Origin of the sequence: Paracoccus luteus (assembly GCF_004522155.1) — a bacterium.
GTDB classification, from domain to species: Bacteria; Pseudomonadota; Alphaproteobacteria; order Rhodobacterales; family Rhodobacteraceae; genus Paracoccus; species Paracoccus luteus.
This window is the reverse complement of the sequence record NZ_SDEA01000007.1, coordinates 77,529-94,374: the sequence shown is the minus strand read 5'-3', so window position 1 is coordinate 94,374 and position 16,846 is coordinate 77,529. Positions and strand designations below refer to the sequence as shown.

At 73.2% G+C, this 16,846-nt stretch carries 9 protein-coding genes; 4 read left to right on the top strand and 5 right to left on the bottom strand.

The genetic code is table 11. The annotated features are described in order from the left end of the window. The first annotated feature begins 80 nt into the window (after positions 1–80). From EPA64_RS10400 to EPA64_RS10390, 3 genes are all read left to right on the top strand, one after another. Positions 81–1,070 (top strand): glycosyltransferase family 2 protein, encoded by a 990-nt coding sequence (locus tag EPA64_RS10400; RefSeq protein WP_134726290.1) that lies wholly within the window; start codon positions 81–83, stop codon positions 1,068–1,070. Beyond that, positions 1,067–1,894, top strand: a complete 828-nt coding sequence (locus tag EPA64_RS10395; RefSeq protein WP_134726289.1) for a glycosyltransferase family 2 protein — start codon at positions 1,067–1,069, stop codon at positions 1,892–1,894. Before EPA64_RS10400 ends, EPA64_RS10395 begins: the two co-directional genes overlap by 4 nt. A 250-nt stretch (positions 1,895–2,144) precedes the next feature. Beyond that, a complete protein-coding gene (locus tag EPA64_RS10390) occupies positions 2,145–2,825 on the top strand; it encodes a sugar transferase (protein ID WP_134726288.1) in 681 nt (226 codons plus the stop codon). Positions 2,826–2,834: 9 nt separating this feature from the next. Here EPA64_RS10390 and EPA64_RS10385 read toward each other — a convergent pair whose 3' ends face one another. Beyond that, positions 2,835–3,035, bottom strand: coding sequence for a hypothetical protein (locus EPA64_RS10385; RefSeq protein ID WP_134726287.1), 201 nt, complete (start codon positions 3,033–3,035; stop codon positions 2,835–2,837). A 182-nt stretch (positions 3,036–3,217) separates the two neighbouring features. Here EPA64_RS10385 and EPA64_RS10380 point away from each other — a divergent pair, with 182 nt between their 5' ends. Then, entirely contained in the window at positions 3,218–4,405 is a 1,188-nt protein-coding gene (locus tag EPA64_RS10380; RefSeq protein ID WP_134726286.1) for a glycosyltransferase family 4 protein, read from the top strand. On the opposite strand, the gene EPA64_RS10375 is transcribed toward EPA64_RS10380, so the two are convergent. Genes EPA64_RS10375 through EPA64_RS10360 form a run of 4 tightly spaced genes read right to left on the bottom strand, consistent with a single transcriptional unit; the run spans position 4,368 to position 16,811 of the window. Continuing rightward, on the bottom strand, positions 4,368–5,003 hold the full coding sequence (locus EPA64_RS10375) for a 4-phosphopantetheinyl transferase (RefSeq protein WP_134726285.1): 636 nt from the start codon (positions 5,001–5,003) through the stop codon (positions 4,368–4,370). The genes EPA64_RS10380 and EPA64_RS10375 overlap by 38 nt on opposite strands. A gap of 11 nt (positions 5,004–5,014) precedes the next feature. Further along, positions 5,015–9,643 (bottom strand): MupA/Atu3671 family FMN-dependent luciferase-like monooxygenase, encoded by a 4,629-nt coding sequence (locus tag EPA64_RS10370; protein ID WP_134726284.1) that lies wholly within the window; start codon positions 9,641–9,643, stop codon positions 5,015–5,017. After that, positions 9,640–10,605, bottom strand: coding sequence for a glycosyltransferase family 2 protein (locus tag EPA64_RS10365; protein WP_134726283.1), 966 nt, complete (start codon positions 10,603–10,605; stop codon positions 9,640–9,642). The genes EPA64_RS10370 and EPA64_RS10365 overlap by 4 nt, the downstream gene beginning before the upstream one ends. Next, entirely contained in the window at positions 10,602–16,811 is a 6,210-nt protein-coding gene (locus tag EPA64_RS10360; RefSeq protein ID WP_134726282.1) for a type I polyketide synthase, read from the bottom strand. The genes EPA64_RS10365 and EPA64_RS10360 overlap by 4 nt, the downstream gene beginning before the upstream one ends. Between the last annotated feature and the right edge of the window lie 35 nt (positions 16,812–16,846).

Below are 16,846 nucleotides of genomic sequence, written 5' to 3'. Positions count from 1 at the left end.
CCCATGCCGCGCCGCGCGCCAAGGCTTGCCGGCCCCGGCCTGCGTGATAGCGTTGCGCCAAGTTTGCACAGGACGCAGCGATGCCCGCCCCCCGCCCCCTCTGCCTGCCCGCCGCGGTGGTCATCGGCCGCAACGAAGGGGCGCGCCTGTCGGCCTGCCTCGCCTCGCTTTCGGGGCGGGCCGATCCGCTGGTCTATGTCGATTCCGGTTCCACCGACGACAGCGTGGCGCGCGCGCAGGCGGTGGGCGCGGATGTCGTGACGCTGGACATGACGCTGCCCTTTTCCGCCGCGCGCGCACGCAACGCCGGGCTGGCGCGGGCGCGGGCGATGGGCGCGTCCGATCTGGTGCAGTTCGTGGACGGCGATTGCATCGTCGAGGCGGGGTGGCTGGCCACCGGCGTGCAGGCGCTGGCCGCCGACCCGGGGCTGGCCTGCGCCGCCGGACGCCGGGCCGAGATCGCGCCCGGCCGCTCGATCTATAACCTTGCCTGCGACGTGGAATGGGACACGCCGGTCGGCCCGGCGCTGGCCGTCGGGGGCGACATGCTGGCCCGGATCGACGCGCTGGCGCAGGTCGGCGGCTTTGACCCGACCCTGATCGCCGGAGAGGAGCCCGAGCTGTGCCTGCGCCTGCGCCGCGCCGGCTGGCGCATCGCGCGCCTGGACGCGCCCATGACGCGCCACGACGCCGCGATGGACCGCTTTGGCCAGTGGTGGCGGCGGATGCGCCGCGGCGGCCATGCCTTTGCCGAGGTGTCGTGGCGCCACCGCACGGACGCCGGGGCGTTCTGGCAGGCCGAGACGCGCCGCGCGCTGGTCTGGGGCGCGGGACTGCCCGCCGCCGTGGTGGCGGCTGGCGTGGTTCACCCCGTCGGCTGGGCTCTGGCGCTGGCATGGCCCGCGCAGTGGCTGCGGCTGGCGCGGCGCGACACCAGCGGCCGCCCGCGTCGCCTTGGCCGCGCGGGGCTGACCGTCCTGGGCAAAAGCGCCGAGACGCTTGGCATCATGGAATATCACCTGCGCCGGCTGGCGGGCCGCCGCCGCGACCGGCTGATCGAATACAAATGATCCCGCTGAGCATCATCATCCCCGCCCATGACGAGGTCGACTGGATCGGCCCGTGCCTCGACAGCCTGCTGGCGCAGGATCACGCGGGCGCGGTGCAGGTGGTGGTCGTCGCCAACGGATGCCGCGACGACACCGCCGCCCGGGCGCGGCAAAGCGGCCCGGCTTTCGCCGCCCGCGGCTGGGCGCTGCGGGTCGAGGATCTGGCACAGGGCGGCAAGCCCGGCGCCCTGAACCACGGCGACGCCTGCGCCACGCACGAAGGGCGGGTCTATCTGGACGCCGACATCACGCTGGGGCCGGGGCTGCTGGCCGGGCTTGCGGCGGCGCTGGACCGACCGCAGGCCGCCTATGCCAGCGGCCGGCTGGTCGTGGCGCCCGCCCGCACCGCCGCGACGCGCGCCTATGCGCGGTTCTGGTCGCGGCTGCCGTTCGTGGCGCAGGGCGTGCCGGGCGCGGGCCTGTTCGCGGTCAATGCGGCGGGGCGGGCGCGCTGGGGCGGGTTTCCGGGCATCATTTCGGACGACACGTTCGTCCGGCTGCATTTTTCGCCCGACGAGCGGATCCTTGTCGACGCGCCCTATCTGTGGCCCGCCGTCGAAGGGCTGGGCCGTCTGGTCGTCGTCCGCCGCCGCCAGAACGCGGGCGTGGACGAGATCGCCCGGCTTTATCCCGCGCTGGCCGGCGGCACGACCGAGGCGCGCCCGTCGCGTGCGACCATTTTGGGGCTTGCGCTTTCCGATCCTGCCGGTTTTGCGACCTACGCCGCGGTTGCGCTGGCCGTGCGGCTGAAACGCCAGGGTTCCGGCTGGACGCGGGGGCGCTGAGGCTTTCGTAACCGGCTGGAAGGTCAGCCTAATTGACCCGACGTCACGAATGATCCGGTTTGGTTAACGGCGTCCGTCAGCGGCGGCCCTGACCAAAATGGCAGGCTGTCTGAAAAATATGCAATATAATCAATCTGTTAATCCAGCTATCATAGAAAAAATTGCCCGCAGGACAGACCAATCAATCAAATTTTCCCTTTATTTCTAAGGGCTGCCGGATGAGTGTCACTCAACCGCTGGAGGGACAATGATGAAGCGAATCGGGACCATGGACGGGGCAGAACTGGAGGCTGTGGCAGCCGCGGCGGACCAGTCCCCGGCGGACGGGTTCTATGCGCGCCGCGCCAAGCGAGTGCTGGATGTCTCGGCCGTTGTCGCGGCCCTGCCGTTTGTCCTGCCGCTGATTGCGATCCTGTCGCTTGCGATCCTGCTGGGCGGGGGCAAGCCGTTCTATACCCAGCTGCGCGCCGGCCGGAACGGCAGGTCGTTCCGCCTGTTCAAGATGCGCACGATGGTTCCCGACGCCGACGCCGCGCTGGAACGGCACCTGGACCGCAACCCCGCCGCGAGGGCCGAGTGGAACCGCGACCAAAAGCTGAAAAGCGATCCCCGCATCACCCGGGTGGGTGCGCTGCTGCGCAAAAGCTCGCTGGACGAGCTGCCGCAGCTGTTCAACGTGCTGATCGGCGACATGAGCCTGGTCGGACCGCGCCCGATGCTGCTGTCGCAGGCGAAACTGTATCCGGGCACCGACTATTACCGGCTGCGGCCGGGCGTCACGGGCATGTGGCAGGTCAGCGACCGCAATGATTCGGCCTTTGCACAGCGCGCCACGTTCGATGCGCAATACGCCGCGCAGCTGTCGTTCATGACCGACATCCGCATCATGTTCCGCACCGTGGGCGTCGTGCTGCGCTGCACCGGCTATTGACCGCCGCCGTTACCGGGCCGCGCGGCTGACGCGACCGGACTGATCATGGCGGGTGACGCAGGCCGCATGGGCCAGCGAAACCGCCACCATGACCACAGCGCCAACCACCATATAAGCAAGGATTCCGCCCAGGACCGATCCGGTCCAAAGGATTGTCGCAACGCTGGCGACCACGGCCCCAAAGGCCGACAAGATCAGGGTGCCGATCATCCAAGCCTCCGCTGGTTCGGGTTGTGGGGCAAGTCGTTCACCTTAAGCAAAGTCCCAGTTGCGCTTGCTCACAAGAAGGACGTTCGTTCAACGAAAGCATCTGACCAAAAGTTGCCTAACGAAGTATGAAGGTGGGCGGAAACCGGCTGTTTTTCAACTTCTACGTGTTCACAAGGTTTTTGATGCAACGAATAGGCTACGTCGTCAACACTTATCCGCGCGGCTCGCACAGCTTTATCTGGCGCGAGATCCAGGCGCTGGAACGGGCAGGGGCCACGGTCACGCGATTCGCTGCCCGCCCCCCGGACGAGGCGCCGGCCGATGCGATCATCGCCGCGGAACAGGCCCGCACCGTCTATCTGAACGCCGGCCGCGCCGCGCTGTCCCGCGCGGCCCTGCGCAGCGGGCGCGCGCTGCCGCTGGCCCGCGCACGCGCGCAGGCGGCCGAGGCGCCGCTTGCCCGGATGATGGCCTATGCGGCGCAGGGGCGGCTTTTGGCGGATGAGTGCCGCGCCCGGGGCATCACCCATCTGCACGCCCATTTCGGCACCAACCCGGCCCGTGTGGCGGCGTTCTGCAGGTCTTTTGGCGGGCCGCCCTTCAGCATGACCGTGCATGGCCCCGAAGAGTTCGACCGCCCCGAATCGCTGGATCTCGCCGGCAAGGCGGCGGCGGCCGCGTTCACCGTCGCCGTCAGCCGCTTTGGCCGGTCGCAGCTGATGCGCTGGGTCGATCCGGCGCACTGGGACCGGCTGCACGTCGTCCATTGCGGGCTGGCGCTGGATGAGTTCGCCGAACCCGCGCCGCCGCCCGCCGGTCCGCCCCGGCTGGTGGCGGTGGGCCGCCTGGCCGAGCAGAAGGGCTTCGGCCTGCTGGTGCCTGCACTCGTCGCGGCGCGCAGGGTCCACCCCGACTTGTCGCTGACGCTGGTGGGCGATGGCCCGCTGCGCGAGGCGATCGAGGCTCAGGCGCGGCAGGCGGGTCTGGGCGATGCGCTGCGGCTGACCGGCTGGCTGTCCCCGGCCGAGGTGCGCGCGCAGATCGCGCAGGCCGATGCGCTGGTCGTGCCCAGCTTTGCCGAGGGCCTGCCCGTCGTCATCATGGAGGCGATGGCCCTTGCCCGCCCGGTGCTGGCGACCTGGGTGGCGGGCATCCCGGAACTGGTGTTGCCGGGTCAGACCGGCTGGCTGGTCGCGCCGGGCGATGCCGGACCGCTGGCCCGCGCCATGATCGCGGTCGCGGATGCCGGACCGCAGGCGCGGGCGGCGATGGGGCGGGCGGGGCGCGCCCGGGTGACGGCGCGCCACGACGTGGACGAATCGGCGCGGCGGCTTATGGCGCTGATCGCGGAAACCACGCCAGCGCGATGATCCGGCCCCCCGCGCGCAGCAGTTGCCCCCGCGCCACCCCGGCGGGCATCCGCGCCGCGAAACGCTGACCCGCCGCGGCCAGCGCGACGTCCGAGAACTCCAGCAGCGCGCCGGTTTCGGGGAACTGCGCCTTGAACGCGGCCTCTTTGGCGACAAAGGCCGTCAGGCCGTCACAGCCATCGAAGGGGGCCACGGCGGCCGCCAGATCCGGCGCGGCGGCGTCCAGCGGCTCGACATCCACGCCCGGCCAGTGCGCGCCCACCGGGCCTGCGACGGCGATGGCAAGGCCTCGGTCATGGGCCAGGCTAACGGCGACGTCAGGGGGCAGGACCGGGCGCCGGTCGGGACCGGGCAGGATGGGGCCGGGGACCGGCCGGCCGCTGGCCGCAAGCGCCCGCCGCAGGGCCGCGCGGCCGGCCGCGAACTCTCGCCGCCGCTGCGGGACGGCCTGCGCGACGGCCGCGGCCTCGGCCGGGTGCAGGCCGTGCGGATCGGCCAGACGGCAGACCTCCGCCGCCCAGCCGGGCGGCAGCAGCGCGGCAAGCGCCGCCTGCACGGCCGCCGCCAGCGCCGGGCTGGCGGCGTCGCCACCGGGCACCGGCGGCTGGCCTAAAGCCCGCGCCTGAACTGTTCGCGCAGGGCGCGCCGCCGGGCCATCGGGTCGTCGCCCGCGTCAGCCTGCGGAACGGCGGGGGCGGGTTCGGCCGCTGCCGGCGCGGTCGAAGCCGGGGTCGTCGCAACCGCATCAGCCGCTGGTGCCGGCGCGGGCGCGGGCGCGGGGGCCGGGCGCGGGACCAGCGATTCCGCGTGGCGGATGAAGTCGCCCAGCACCGGAAAGCGGAAGATGTCCGTCACCGCCAGCCGCGACAGGCCCAGCCCGTCGCGCAGGGTACGGTGCAACTGGATCGCCAGCAGCGAATGGCCGCCCGAGGCGAAAAAGTTGTCCGAGGCCCGCGCCTGCGCGACGCCCAGCGTCTCGGTCCAGATGCGGCGCACGCCTTCGGCCACCGCGCCGGGTTTACCGGGCGGGGCAGCCACTGCAGCCACCGGCGCCGCAGGCGCGCTGACGGGCGCAGCCACCGCCGCAGGCGCGGCCCGCGCCGCCAACGCCTCGGGCGCGGGCAGGGCCTTGCGGTCGGTCTTGCGGTTGGGCGTCAGCGGCATCCGCGGCAGCGCCACGATCCGGCCCGGCAGCATGTGCGCGGGCAGGTCGGCGGCCAGCGCCGCACGCATCGTGCCCTCGTCCGGGGCGTCCGCGCCGCAGACATAGGCGACCAGCCGGCGGTCGCCGGGCGCGTCCTCGCGCACCACCGCCACCGCGTCGGTCACGCCGGGGATCGCGGCCAGCCGCGATTCGATCTCGCCCAGTTCGATGCGGAAACCGCGCAGCTTGACCTGATGGTCGGCGCGCCCGACGTAATCCAGCAGCCCGTCGCCGCGCCGCCGCACCAGATCGCCGGTGCGATACATCCGCGCACCGCCCGGCGCCGCGGCATCCGGGGCCACGAACGGGTCGGGCCGGAACGCCGCGTCGGTCAGTTCCGGCCTGCGCCAGTATCCGCGGGTGACGCCGTGGCCGCCGATCCACAGCTCGCCCTCGGCCCCCGGCGGGACCGGCGCGCCCTCGGCGTCCAGAACGTAAAGCTGGGTGTTGGCGAAGCCGGGCGCCAGCACCGGGGTGCCCGTCACCTCGGCCACCGCCGACCAGATCGTCGTCTCGGTCGGGCCGTACATGTTCCAGATCGCGGCGGGCGAGACCGCGCGCAGCCCGGCGACCAGCGACGGCGGCAGCGCCTCGCCCCCGATCATCAGGCAGTCCAGCCGCCCCAGCGCCCGCGCCGCGACCGGGTCGTCCAGCAGGATGCGCGCCATGCTGGGCGTGCATTGCAGATGGGTGACGCCGTGGCGCGCGATCTGCGCGGCGATGCTGAAATCGTCGTCGGCAGGGCCTGCGGCGACACCCACCGCCTGGCGCAGCGCGGCCAGCCGGGGCAGCCCGTCGATCACCACGTCGGGCGCGATGCCGTAGTCGATCAGGCAGGCCACCTCGGTCACGCCGATGGCGCGCAGCTGCTCGACGCGGGCGGCGCCCTCCTCGACGGTGCCGAACAGGCCCGAATCCTCGAAATAGCGCAGGAAGGCGAACTCGAGTATGCCGTCCATCTCCTCCTCGGTCAGGCTGCCCAGGTCGATGGCCATCGGGTTGGTCATGCCCGCCGGGCGGCGGAAGACGGGGAAATCCCAGGCGAACTGTTTGACCAGCCCGGCGGCGCTGCGCAGATAGGATTTCATCGGCTCGCGCGCGATCTCGCGCGCCGTTTCGCGGTCCTCGGCCAGATAGCTGTGCAGCATCAGCGTGACGGTAAAGTCGCGCGGATCGTGCCCCGCCTCGCGCAGTGCGCCGTGGTAATCGCGGATGCGCGCGGCGACGATGTCGATGCTTTGCCCCAGCAAATGGGTCAGGACGTTGGTGCCCAGCCGCCCGGCCTCGATCCAGCTGTCGGGGTTGCCGGCGATGGTCAGCCACAGCGGCAGTTCCGCCTGCACCGGGCGGGGCTGGGTCACGACGCCCTGCGTGCCCTTGGCGGACGGGAAATCCACCCGCTCGCCCCGCCACAGGCGGCGCAGCTGGTCGATGCCCTGGATCAGCGCGGCCTTGTTGCCGGGGGGCGTGTTCTCGGGGCGCAGCACGAAATCCTCGGGCTGCCAGCCCGACGCCACGGCCAGCCCGGCGCGGCCTGCGGTCAGGTTGTCGATGACCGCCCAATCCTCGGCCACGCGAGCGGGATGGTGCAGCGGCAGCACGCAGCTGCCCGCCCGGACCGCGACGTTGCGCGTGACCGCCGCCACCGCCGCGCCGCTGACGGCGGGGTTCGGGTAGGGGCCGCCAAAGGCGTGGAAATGCCGTTCCGGCGTCCAGACGGCGGCAAAGCCATTCTCGTCGGCAAAGCGCGCCCCGTCCAGCAGCAGGCGGTATTTCTGCGGCCCCGGCCCGTCGTCGTTGCCCCAATAGAACAGGCTGAAATCCATCTGCCCGCCGTGGGTGCCGCCCGATACGGCAAGGCGCGAATCCTCGGCCGCGATCACCAGCTTCAGCCCGCGCGCAAGGCTCCAGAAGATTTCCAGCACCGAGATGTCGAAGGACAGCGACGTGACCGCCAGCAGGCAGTCGTCGTCGCCTGCCGGGATCGTGTCGTCGATCCCGGCGAAAAAGTTCACCACGTTGCGGTGTTCGACCATCACCCCCTTGGGGCGCCCGGTCGAGCCAGAGGTATAGATCAGATAGGCGAGGTTGTCGGGCCGCGCGGTCGCCGTTGGCACGGGAGCGCCGTCGGGGATTGCCGTGGGGATCGGCATCAGGATCGCGTCGGACGCGGGCAGCGACGCCGCCAGCCCCTGCTGGACCAGCACCAGCCCCGCGCCGCTGTCGGCCAGGTAATGCGCCAGCCGGTCGGCGGGATAGTCGGGGTCCAGCGGCAGATAGGCCCCGCCCGCGCGCAGGATCGCCAGCGCGGCGATGACCAGTTCCGGCCCGCGGTGGGCGAACAGCCCCACCGGCTGGTCGGGGCCGACGCCAAGCGCCTGCAGCCGCACGGCCAGTGCCCCGCTGGCGCGGTCCAGTTCGGCGCGGGTCAGGCTGCGGTCCTGGAACACCAGCGCGGTGCGGTCGGGATCGCGCGAAAGCGTGGCGGCGATCAGGTCGTGGATGGTGGCGTCGGGCACCGCGCGGGCGGTGTCGTTGCCGGTGGCGCTCAGCGCGCGCGCGGTCGCGTCGTCCATCAGCGGGCGGCCCGCCAGCGCCGCATCCGCGCCCCGGTCCAGCAGGGCGGCGATGGCGCGCGCGGCCAGCGCCGCCGTCTGCGCGGGCACGCGGCCGGGGTGCAGCGCCCAGCCCGCCGGGCCGCGCGTGATCCACAGGTCCATGCCCGCGCCCGTGGTGCGGCCGGTCAGGTCCACGCCCAGCCGGGGCTGCGCCTGATCGCGCAGTTCGGGCGCGCGGCGGTTGAGGTCGCCCATCGGGAACGCGCGGGCGGCGATCTGCGCCTGCGCGGCGGCGATCTGGTCGGCCAGCGCCCCCAGCGTCGGCGCCGCGGTCAGGTCCACGCCCAGCGGCAGCCACTCGGCGACGGCCGGGTCATCGGGCAGGTCGTCGGGACGCAGGGCCAAGTCGATGCGGTCGCGCCCGTCCAGCCGGGCCAGCGCCCAGACTGCGGCCGCCAGCGTCAGCGGGTGGTCGGGCAGGGGCAGCGGGTCGCCGCCGTCACCCTCGGCCCCGTGCCAGGCGGCGGGGACCAGCCGGTCCAGCCGCCCCCGCCACCAGCCGTCGTGCCGCGCGGCCCGCGCGGCCAGATCGGTCAGCGCCGCGCGCGCGGCGTCGTCCGCGACAGGCAGCCGGTCGCCGGGGGCCAGGCCCTGCGCGGTCCCGTCCAGCGTCACGCGCAGCGCGCCCTCGCCGGTGGCGACGGTCAGGCCCGCGTCGTCCACGGCCAGCACCTCGCCCGGGGCGCCCGTGCCCGCCGCCGGCTGCGCGGCGGTGACAAAGGCGCGGCCTTCGGGCAGTGCGATCCACGGTGCGACCAGCGGGTTCCAATAAGGGCCGTGGTCCAGCCCCCGCACCAGCGCGTCCAGCCTGGCCGCGGGCGCGCGCCAGTCCAGCATCCCGGCGGCGTCCGGGCGGCGGTCGCGGGCGTAATAGGCGCGCTGCGACAGATCCTGCGCCACCGGCGACAGCGGGCCGGTTTCCAGCATCGCCATCACATCCTCGAACCCTTCGGCGGCGGCGGCATAGGCCTTGGCGTTCAGCGTCAGGGCGGTTTCGCGCGGGTCCAGCGCGATGTCGCGGGTGACCAGCAGATCGCCCTCGTCCACGCCGCCGGCGATCAGGTGCCAGCTGATCCCGTGGCGGGCGTGGCCCTGCATGATCGCCCAGACCGGGGTGTTCAGCCCCGCCATCGCGGGCAGGGGGCCGTCGTGAAAGTTGATGGCCCCGTTCGTGCCCCGCGCCAGCATGGCGGGCGACAGCATCGACAGGTTGGCGATCGAGAACAGCCAGTCGGCGGTGGCGTCGCCGGGCGCGTCCTGATCCTCGACCGTCAGCCCGGCCTCGGCCGCCCAGCGGGTCAGGTCGGGGTCGCGTGTCACGACGGCGCGGACGCTGTGCCCGCGCTCGATCAGCCGCTGGGTGCAGTGGCGCAGCAGGCTTTCATTGCCGACGACGATAGCGGAAAAGTTTTTCATTCAGGACGGCTCCTCGGGTTCGGCCGCAGCGCGTGGGTGACAAGCCGGCGCAGGTGGTCGGGTGGCGCATCGACCGGGCGGCGGGTCAACGCGCAGCGCAGCCGCCACAGCGCGCCGCCGCCCAGATGGGCCAGCGTTGCGGTGACGGCGCCGCGGCGGCCGTGATGCTTGAGAAAATAGTGGCGGCGGGAATCATACCAGTAATCGGGGACGCGGGACCACTCCTTCATCCCGGTGCTGGCCGACCCGATGTGGACGACCAGGCTTTCGACGACGTAATGCGTCTGCCACCCGGCAAGGGCCGCGCGGCGGCACAGGTCGGTCTCCTCGAAATACAGAAAGAACGTCTCGTCGAACAGGCCGATGCGGTCCAGCACGTCCTGCCGGATCATCATGCTGGCGCCCGCCGACCAGTCCACCCGCAGGGTTTCGGTCGGCTGCGGCATGGCCACGATGGACCGCCGCAGCAGACGCGAGACGGGGCCGCTGCGCGCCGCCGCCTCGAACTCTCCGGCGGCGGTGGGAAAGCGGAAGGCGGTCGAATGGGGCGCGCCGTCCGGCCCCTGCAGGCGCGAACAGGCGATCCCCGCCTCGGGGTGGCGATCCAGATGGTCGATCAGCGCCCGGATCGCGTCGGGCCGCGGCATCGCGTCCGAGTTCAGCAGATAGGTCAGTTCGGGCCGCCCGCCGCCCGGCAGGCCGCGGCGGATGGCAAAGTTGTTGCCCGCGCCGAACCCGCCGTTGCGGCCGCTGGGCACGACCGCGATGCGGTCCCAGCCCGGCTGGCCGGCGCGCGCCGCGACGGCGGCGGCCATCCGTTCCAGGCTGCCGTCGCCGGAATCGTTGTCGACGATGGTGATCGCGCCGTCGATCCCGTGCATGGCGGTGACTGCGGCGGCCGCCGCGTCCAGCGTCATATCGGCCGAGCGCCAGTTCAGGATGATCGTGTGCAGCACCGTCATTCGGCCGCCTGCGACATGCCCGCGCCCGTGTCCGCCGCCGCAAGCGTGCGCCCCAGCCGGGCCGCCAGAACGCGGACGTTGGGTTCCAGCACCATGCTGTCGTGGTCGCCCGGCACCTCGGACACGGTCAGCCGTGCCATCCAGTCGCCCCAGCCGTTGTCCTCCAGCAGGTATTCGCGCGCCTCGGTCACCCAGCGCCCGCCGCCGACCCGCCAGCGCCGGTCCAGCGGCGGGCGGAACAGCGTGACCGGCCCGTCCCAGCGCGCCAGTTCCATCCGGGGCAGCGCGGCATAGAACGCGGCCTCGATGGTGCGGTCGTGAAAGCTGGTCTGGTCCGGCCCCGCGTCCGCCGCCCGCGCCGCAAGCGAGGCGCGATAGGCGCGCTTGTCCGCCAGCCACTTGCCCAGAAAACCGGTGCCCTGCTCGCGGATCTCGCCCCAGCGGATCGCCAGCCGGTCGCGGCGGGTCAGGCTGGCGCGCATCGGCAGCGGCGTGTCCAGCATGACCAGATGGGCGACGCCCTGCCCTCGGCGTTCCAGCTCGCGCGCGATTTCCAGCGCGATCAGCCCGCCGCCCGAAAAGCCCGCCAGAAGATAGGGGCCGTCAGGCTGGACCTGCGTGATCTCGTCCAGATAGTCGCGGGCGGCCTCGGCAAAGGTCTCGTGCGGGGGCTCGCCCCCGAACAGCCCGCGCGCCTGCAGGCCATAGAACTGCCGGGCCGTGCCCAGCCGCTGCGCCAGCGGGCGCAGGTTCATGACGTTGCCGAACATCCCCGCGACCATGAACAGGGGCGTGCCGCCCCCCTGTTCCGGCGCAAGCCCGCCCATCGGCACGACAAAGCGGCGGGCGGGCGCGGCGGCGGTGGCGACGGCCGGGGCGCCCGGCGCGGCAGCGGCGCGGGGGCCGGTCTGCTGTTCGATGCGCGCGGCCAGTTCGGCCACGGTCGGCGCCTCGATCAGGGCCGAGATCGGCAGGTCGGCCCCCAGCTGCTTGCGGATCTGGCCGAACAGCCGGACCGCGATCAGCGAATGGCCGCCCAGGTCGAAAAAGCTGTCGGTGGCCCCGATCTGGCGGATGCCCAGCAGCTCGGCCCAGATCGCCGCCAGATCGGCCTGCGTGCCGGGGGCGGGGGCGATGAACTCGCCCTCGATGTCCGGCCGCTCGAACGTCTGGCCGGCGGCGCGGTCGTCGCGCTGCCCGGCCTGCGCGACCAGCGCCGGCAGGTCCAAGGGCGAGACGTGGACCTGCGACAGCCCCTGACGCTGGGCAAGGGCCAAGGCGCGGTCGAAGGCCTGCACGCCCTCGGCCGCGGTGATGCCCGCCGCGACGGCGCGGCGCAGCCGTTCCTCGGGGGCCGAACGGTGGGGACGCGCGGCGGCAGGCAGCCCCTGGGCCATGCGGCGCAGCGACAGGCCGCGCAGATCCACCGCCAGATGCCCGTTCGCGAACAGCTGCACGTCGAACGCCGCCTCATCCTCGGACGCGCGGGCCAGCGTGACGCGGCTGACCGTCTCGGACCCCAGGGGCGCGTGGACGGTCAGCGCGTCATAGCCGGTGGGCACCCACAGCGCCGCCGGGTCATAGCCGGGGATCAGCGCCATCGCCCAGCCGGTGGCGATGTCGAACAGCCCCGGATGCAGCACCATGCCGGCGGTGTCGAAGCGCGGGTCCAGCGACAGCCGCGCCGTGCCGCCCTGCGCGTCGATGCGGCGGGCGCGCAGGACGCGCCATTCGGGGCCGAAGCGCATCTGCCCCTCCTGCGCGGACGCCATCCCGGCGGGGTCGGCGGCGTCCCAGCGGCCGGTGTCGGGCACCGCCGAGGGCGCGGGCCGCGCCGCCTGCGCCAGCCGGGCGGTGGCGTTCGGGCCGTCGCCCGCACCATCATCGACGGCGATCAGCCCGTCCGGTTCGATGCGGACGCTCAAACGGGTTGCAGCGCCATCCGCGACCAGCGCCGGGCGCAGGAACCGCAGATCGGCCAGCGCCACGGGCGCGCGATGACCGGCGGCCGCCAGCGCCTCCAGCATCAGTTCGGCGATGCCGGTGCCGGGCAGCAGCGCCTGTCCCTGCGCGGTGCGGTGGCCGTCGACCAGCCAGTGCGCCGCGTCCAGTTCAGCGATCGCGCCGGACGGCCCGGCCACGGTCAGCAGCGCGGCATCGGTCGCGCCGCCGGTGACGGCCGCCAGCCCCAGCGCGCGGGCGGCCATGCCGGTGTCAGCCCAGACCCCCCAGTTCAGCGCCACCGTGCGCCCCAGCGCGGGCGGCTGCGCGGCGGCCAGCGCGTCCAGCCAGGCGTTGGCCGCGACATAGTCGGCCTGCCCCGCCGCCGCGATCGCGGTCGAGGACGAGCTGAACAGCACCGTCATGGCAGGCGGCGCATCGGCCAGCGCCGCCATCAGCGCGCGCGCGCCATACAGCTTGGGGGCCAGCACGTCGGCCGCCGCCGCGTCGGTCTTGGACGCGATCAGCGCGTCGTCCACCGTGCCTGCGGCGTGGATCACAAGGTCCAGCCGCCCGTGCCGCCGCCGCGCCTCGGCCGCGGCCGCGCGCAGGGCGCCCGCGTCGGTCGGGTCGGCGCTGAAGGCCAGCGCGTCCGGTCCCAGCGCCGCCGTCATCGCGGCGATGCGGCGGGCGGCGGGGCTGTCGCCCGAAACCGCGCCGCGCGTGGTCAGCACCAGCCGCGCGCCGCGTGCGGCCAGCCCGCGCGCCAATGCCTGCCCGATGCCGCCAAAGCCGCCGGTGATCAGCACCACCGGCCGGTCGGGCAGTTCGGGCGCGGCCTGCGGCAGCGCCACCGGGCGCAGCACCTGCCGCCAGCGCCGCGCGCCGCGCAGGGCGATGGTGTCCATCGCGGGGCCTTCGGGCGGGCTGGCCAGTTCCTCGACCAGCCGGGCGGGCGAGTCGGCGTCGCGGCGCAGGTCGATCCAGCGGGTGCGCACCGATCCAAGCTCGCGCGGCAGAACGGCCAGCGGACCGGCGACCGTCGCCAGTTCCGGCGCGGGCGCGGGTTCGGCCGCCACGCGCAGCGCGCCGTCGGTCACCACGGTCAGGGTCAGCGGATGGTCGGGCAGTTCCGATTCGATCCCCTGCGCCAGATGCAGCAGGCTGTAAAAGCCCCGGTCCAGCATCGCGTCCAGTGCCGACAGCCCTGCCCGCGCGCTGCTGTCCAGCGTGCCAAGGTGCAGGATGTGGTCGGGGCGCAGGCCGGCCGCCTCGACCGCGGCGAACATCAGGCCGAACCCGTCGCGGTCGCTTTCGGGCGGCATCACCCAGCGCCCGGGCGCAGTCTCGGCAAAGCGGTCGCCGGGGCGCACCAACGCCACGCGCTGCCCCGCCGCCGTCAGCGCGGCGGCCACCCGGTCGCCCAGACCGGCGGCATCCGACAGGATCAGCCAGTTCTGCGGCGCGGCAAACAGCGGCGCGCCGGTCGCGTCCAGCTCGACCGCCGGGGCCGACAACTGCCAGCCGGGACGCCAGCCCCAGTCGGCCATGTCCGCGATCCGGTCCAGCGCGGCATCCACGGGCGCGGCCGTCGGGGCCTCGGCCTCGATGAAATAGCGGCGGCGCTGGAAGCTGTAGCCGGGCAGGCGCAGCCGCTTGCGCGCCGCGCCGCCCCACAGATCGGCCCAGTCCACCGCGACGCCCGCGGCGTCGATGCGGGCCAGCGCGCCCAGCAGATAACGGTCGTCCGGCGTGTCGTGCTGCGCGTGGCGCAGCACCGACACGACCTGATGGGCGGCGACGGCGGGGTTGATCTTGACCATCGCGCTGGTCGCGCGGCCCGGCCCCACCTCGATGAACAGCGTGTCGGGGGCGGCCAGATGCGCGATGCCGTCCCCGAACCGCACGGTGCCGCGCAGATGCGCGACCCAATAGGCCGGGTCGGTCGCCTCGGCCGCCGTCAGCGGCTTGCCGGTCCGGTTCGAGATGATGTCGATCTGCGGGGCTGACAGCGGGATCGACCGCAGATACGCGCCAAAGCGGTCGAGAATGCCGTCCAGCATCCGCGAATGGGCGGCGATGGCGATCGGGATGTCCTGCACCTCGACCTCGCGCGCGGCCATGCGCGCGGCGAACGCGTCCAGCGCCGCGCGCGGCCCGCTGACCACGCTGAGGCCGGGGCCGTTCAGCGCCGCGAGATCAAGGTCGGGGCCGAGGTCGCTAGCGAAATCCTCGGGCGGCAGGGGCACGCTGACCATGCCGCCGGGCGGCACCGCGTCGAACAGCGTGCCGCGCAAATGGACCAGCCCGATGCAGTCCTGGAACCGCATCACGCCCGCTAGGCAGGCGGCGGTGTTCTCGCCCATCGAATGGCCGATCAGCGCGTCGGGGCGCACGCCCCAGCCGATCAGCGTCTGGGCCAGCGCGTATTCCACGATCATCAGCAGCGGCAACTGGACCGAGGGTTGGCGCAGGGCGCGCTCGGCCGCCTCCTCGTGGCCCGGTTGCGGCAACCAGATGGCGCGGGGGTCGGTCCCGGTCAGGGTCTGCAGATGCGCAAGTCCCCGGTCCATCCAGTCGCGGAACACGGGTTCGGTGGCGTAAAGGTCGCGCGCCATGCCGGCGTGCTGCGCGCCCCCGCCGGGCAGCATGAAGACGACGCGCGGCGGCTCGCCCAGCGGGCGGTGGTCAAAGACCTGCCGCGGATCGGGGTCGCGCAGCAGGGCCGCAGCCTCGGCGGGGGTGCCCGCGACCAGCACGCGGCGGCGGTCGAAGACGTGCCGCCCGGCCAGCGTGTGGGCCACGTCGGCGACGTCGGCATCGGGATTGGCATCCAGCCAGTCGGCCAGCGCGGCCGCGTTGGCGTCCAGCGCCGCCTTGCTGCGCCCCGACACGACCAGCGGGTGCCACGGCCAGACCGCATCGGCGGCGGCGGGCGCGGGCGGCGGCTGCTGGATCACCACATGGGCGTTGGTGCCCCCCACGCCCAGCGAGTTCACGCCCGCGCGGCGCGGCGCGCCCAGTTCCGGCCAATCCATCCGCCGGTCCGCCACGCGGAAGGGCGAGGATGCGAAGTCGATGGCGGGGTTTTCCCGCTCGAACCCCAGGGTGGGGGGGATCTCGCCGTTCTCGACGACCAGCGCGGCCTTGATCAGCCCGGCGGTGCCCGCAGCGGTGTCCAGGTGGCCGATGTTGGTCTTGACCGACCCCAGCCGGCAGGGCGCGGCGCGTTCGCCGTCGCCGCCCGCCATCTGGAAGGCGGCGGTCAGGGCCGCCACCTCGATCGGGTCGCCAAGGGCGGTGCCGGTGCCGTGGCATTCGACATAGCCGACGGTGGCCGGGTCGCAGCCCGACACCGCCAGCGCCTCGGCGATGGCGCGGGACTGGCCGCCCACGCTGGGCGCCAGATAGCCCGCCTTGCCCGACCCGTCGTTGTTGATCGCCGTGCCCTTGATGACGGCGTGGATCGCGTCGCCTGCGGCGATGGCGTCCGACAGCCGCCGCAGCACGACGACGGCCGCGCCGCTGCCGAAGACGGTGCCCTGCGCCCGGTGGTCGAAGGCATGGCAGTGGCCGTCCGGCGACAGCACCTCGTTCTCGCGGAACAGATAACCCACGCCGTGCGGCATCTCGATGGTGACGCCGCCGGCCAGCGCCAGGTCGCATTCGCCGCCCAACAGCGCGTTGCACGCCTGATGCACCGCCACCAGCGAGGTCGAGCAGGCGGTCTGCACGTTCACGCTGGGCCCGGTCAGGTTCAGGATGTGGCTGACCCGCGTCGCCAGGAAATCCTTGTCGTTGCCGGTGTGGCGCAGCAGGAAATGCCCCACCCCGTCCACAAGGTCGCGGTTCGACAGCACGTGCTGCCAGTAATAGGTGCCCTGCCCGCAGCCCGCGAAGACGCCCACGGGACCGGCAAAGCGGGCGGGGTCGATGCCCGCGTCGTCAAAGGCGTGCCAGCAGGTTTCCAGCAGCTTGCGGTGCTGGGGGTCCATGATCGCGGCTTCCTTGGGGTTCAGGCCAAAGAACTCGGCGTCGAAGCCGTCGAACTCCTCCAGCTCGGCCGCGGCGGGGACATAGTTCGGATCGGCCAGCCGCGCCGCCGGTTCGCCCCGCGCCAGCAGGGTTTCGCGCGGGATGCGGCGGATCGATTCGATCCCGTCGCACAGGTTCGACCAGAACTGCGGCAGCGACTGCGCGCCGGGCACCTGCAGCGCCATTCCGATGATGGCCACGTCCGTGGCGCAGACCGCGTGGTCCTGCATGATCGTGCAACCCTCTGATTCGGCAACGCCGGGCA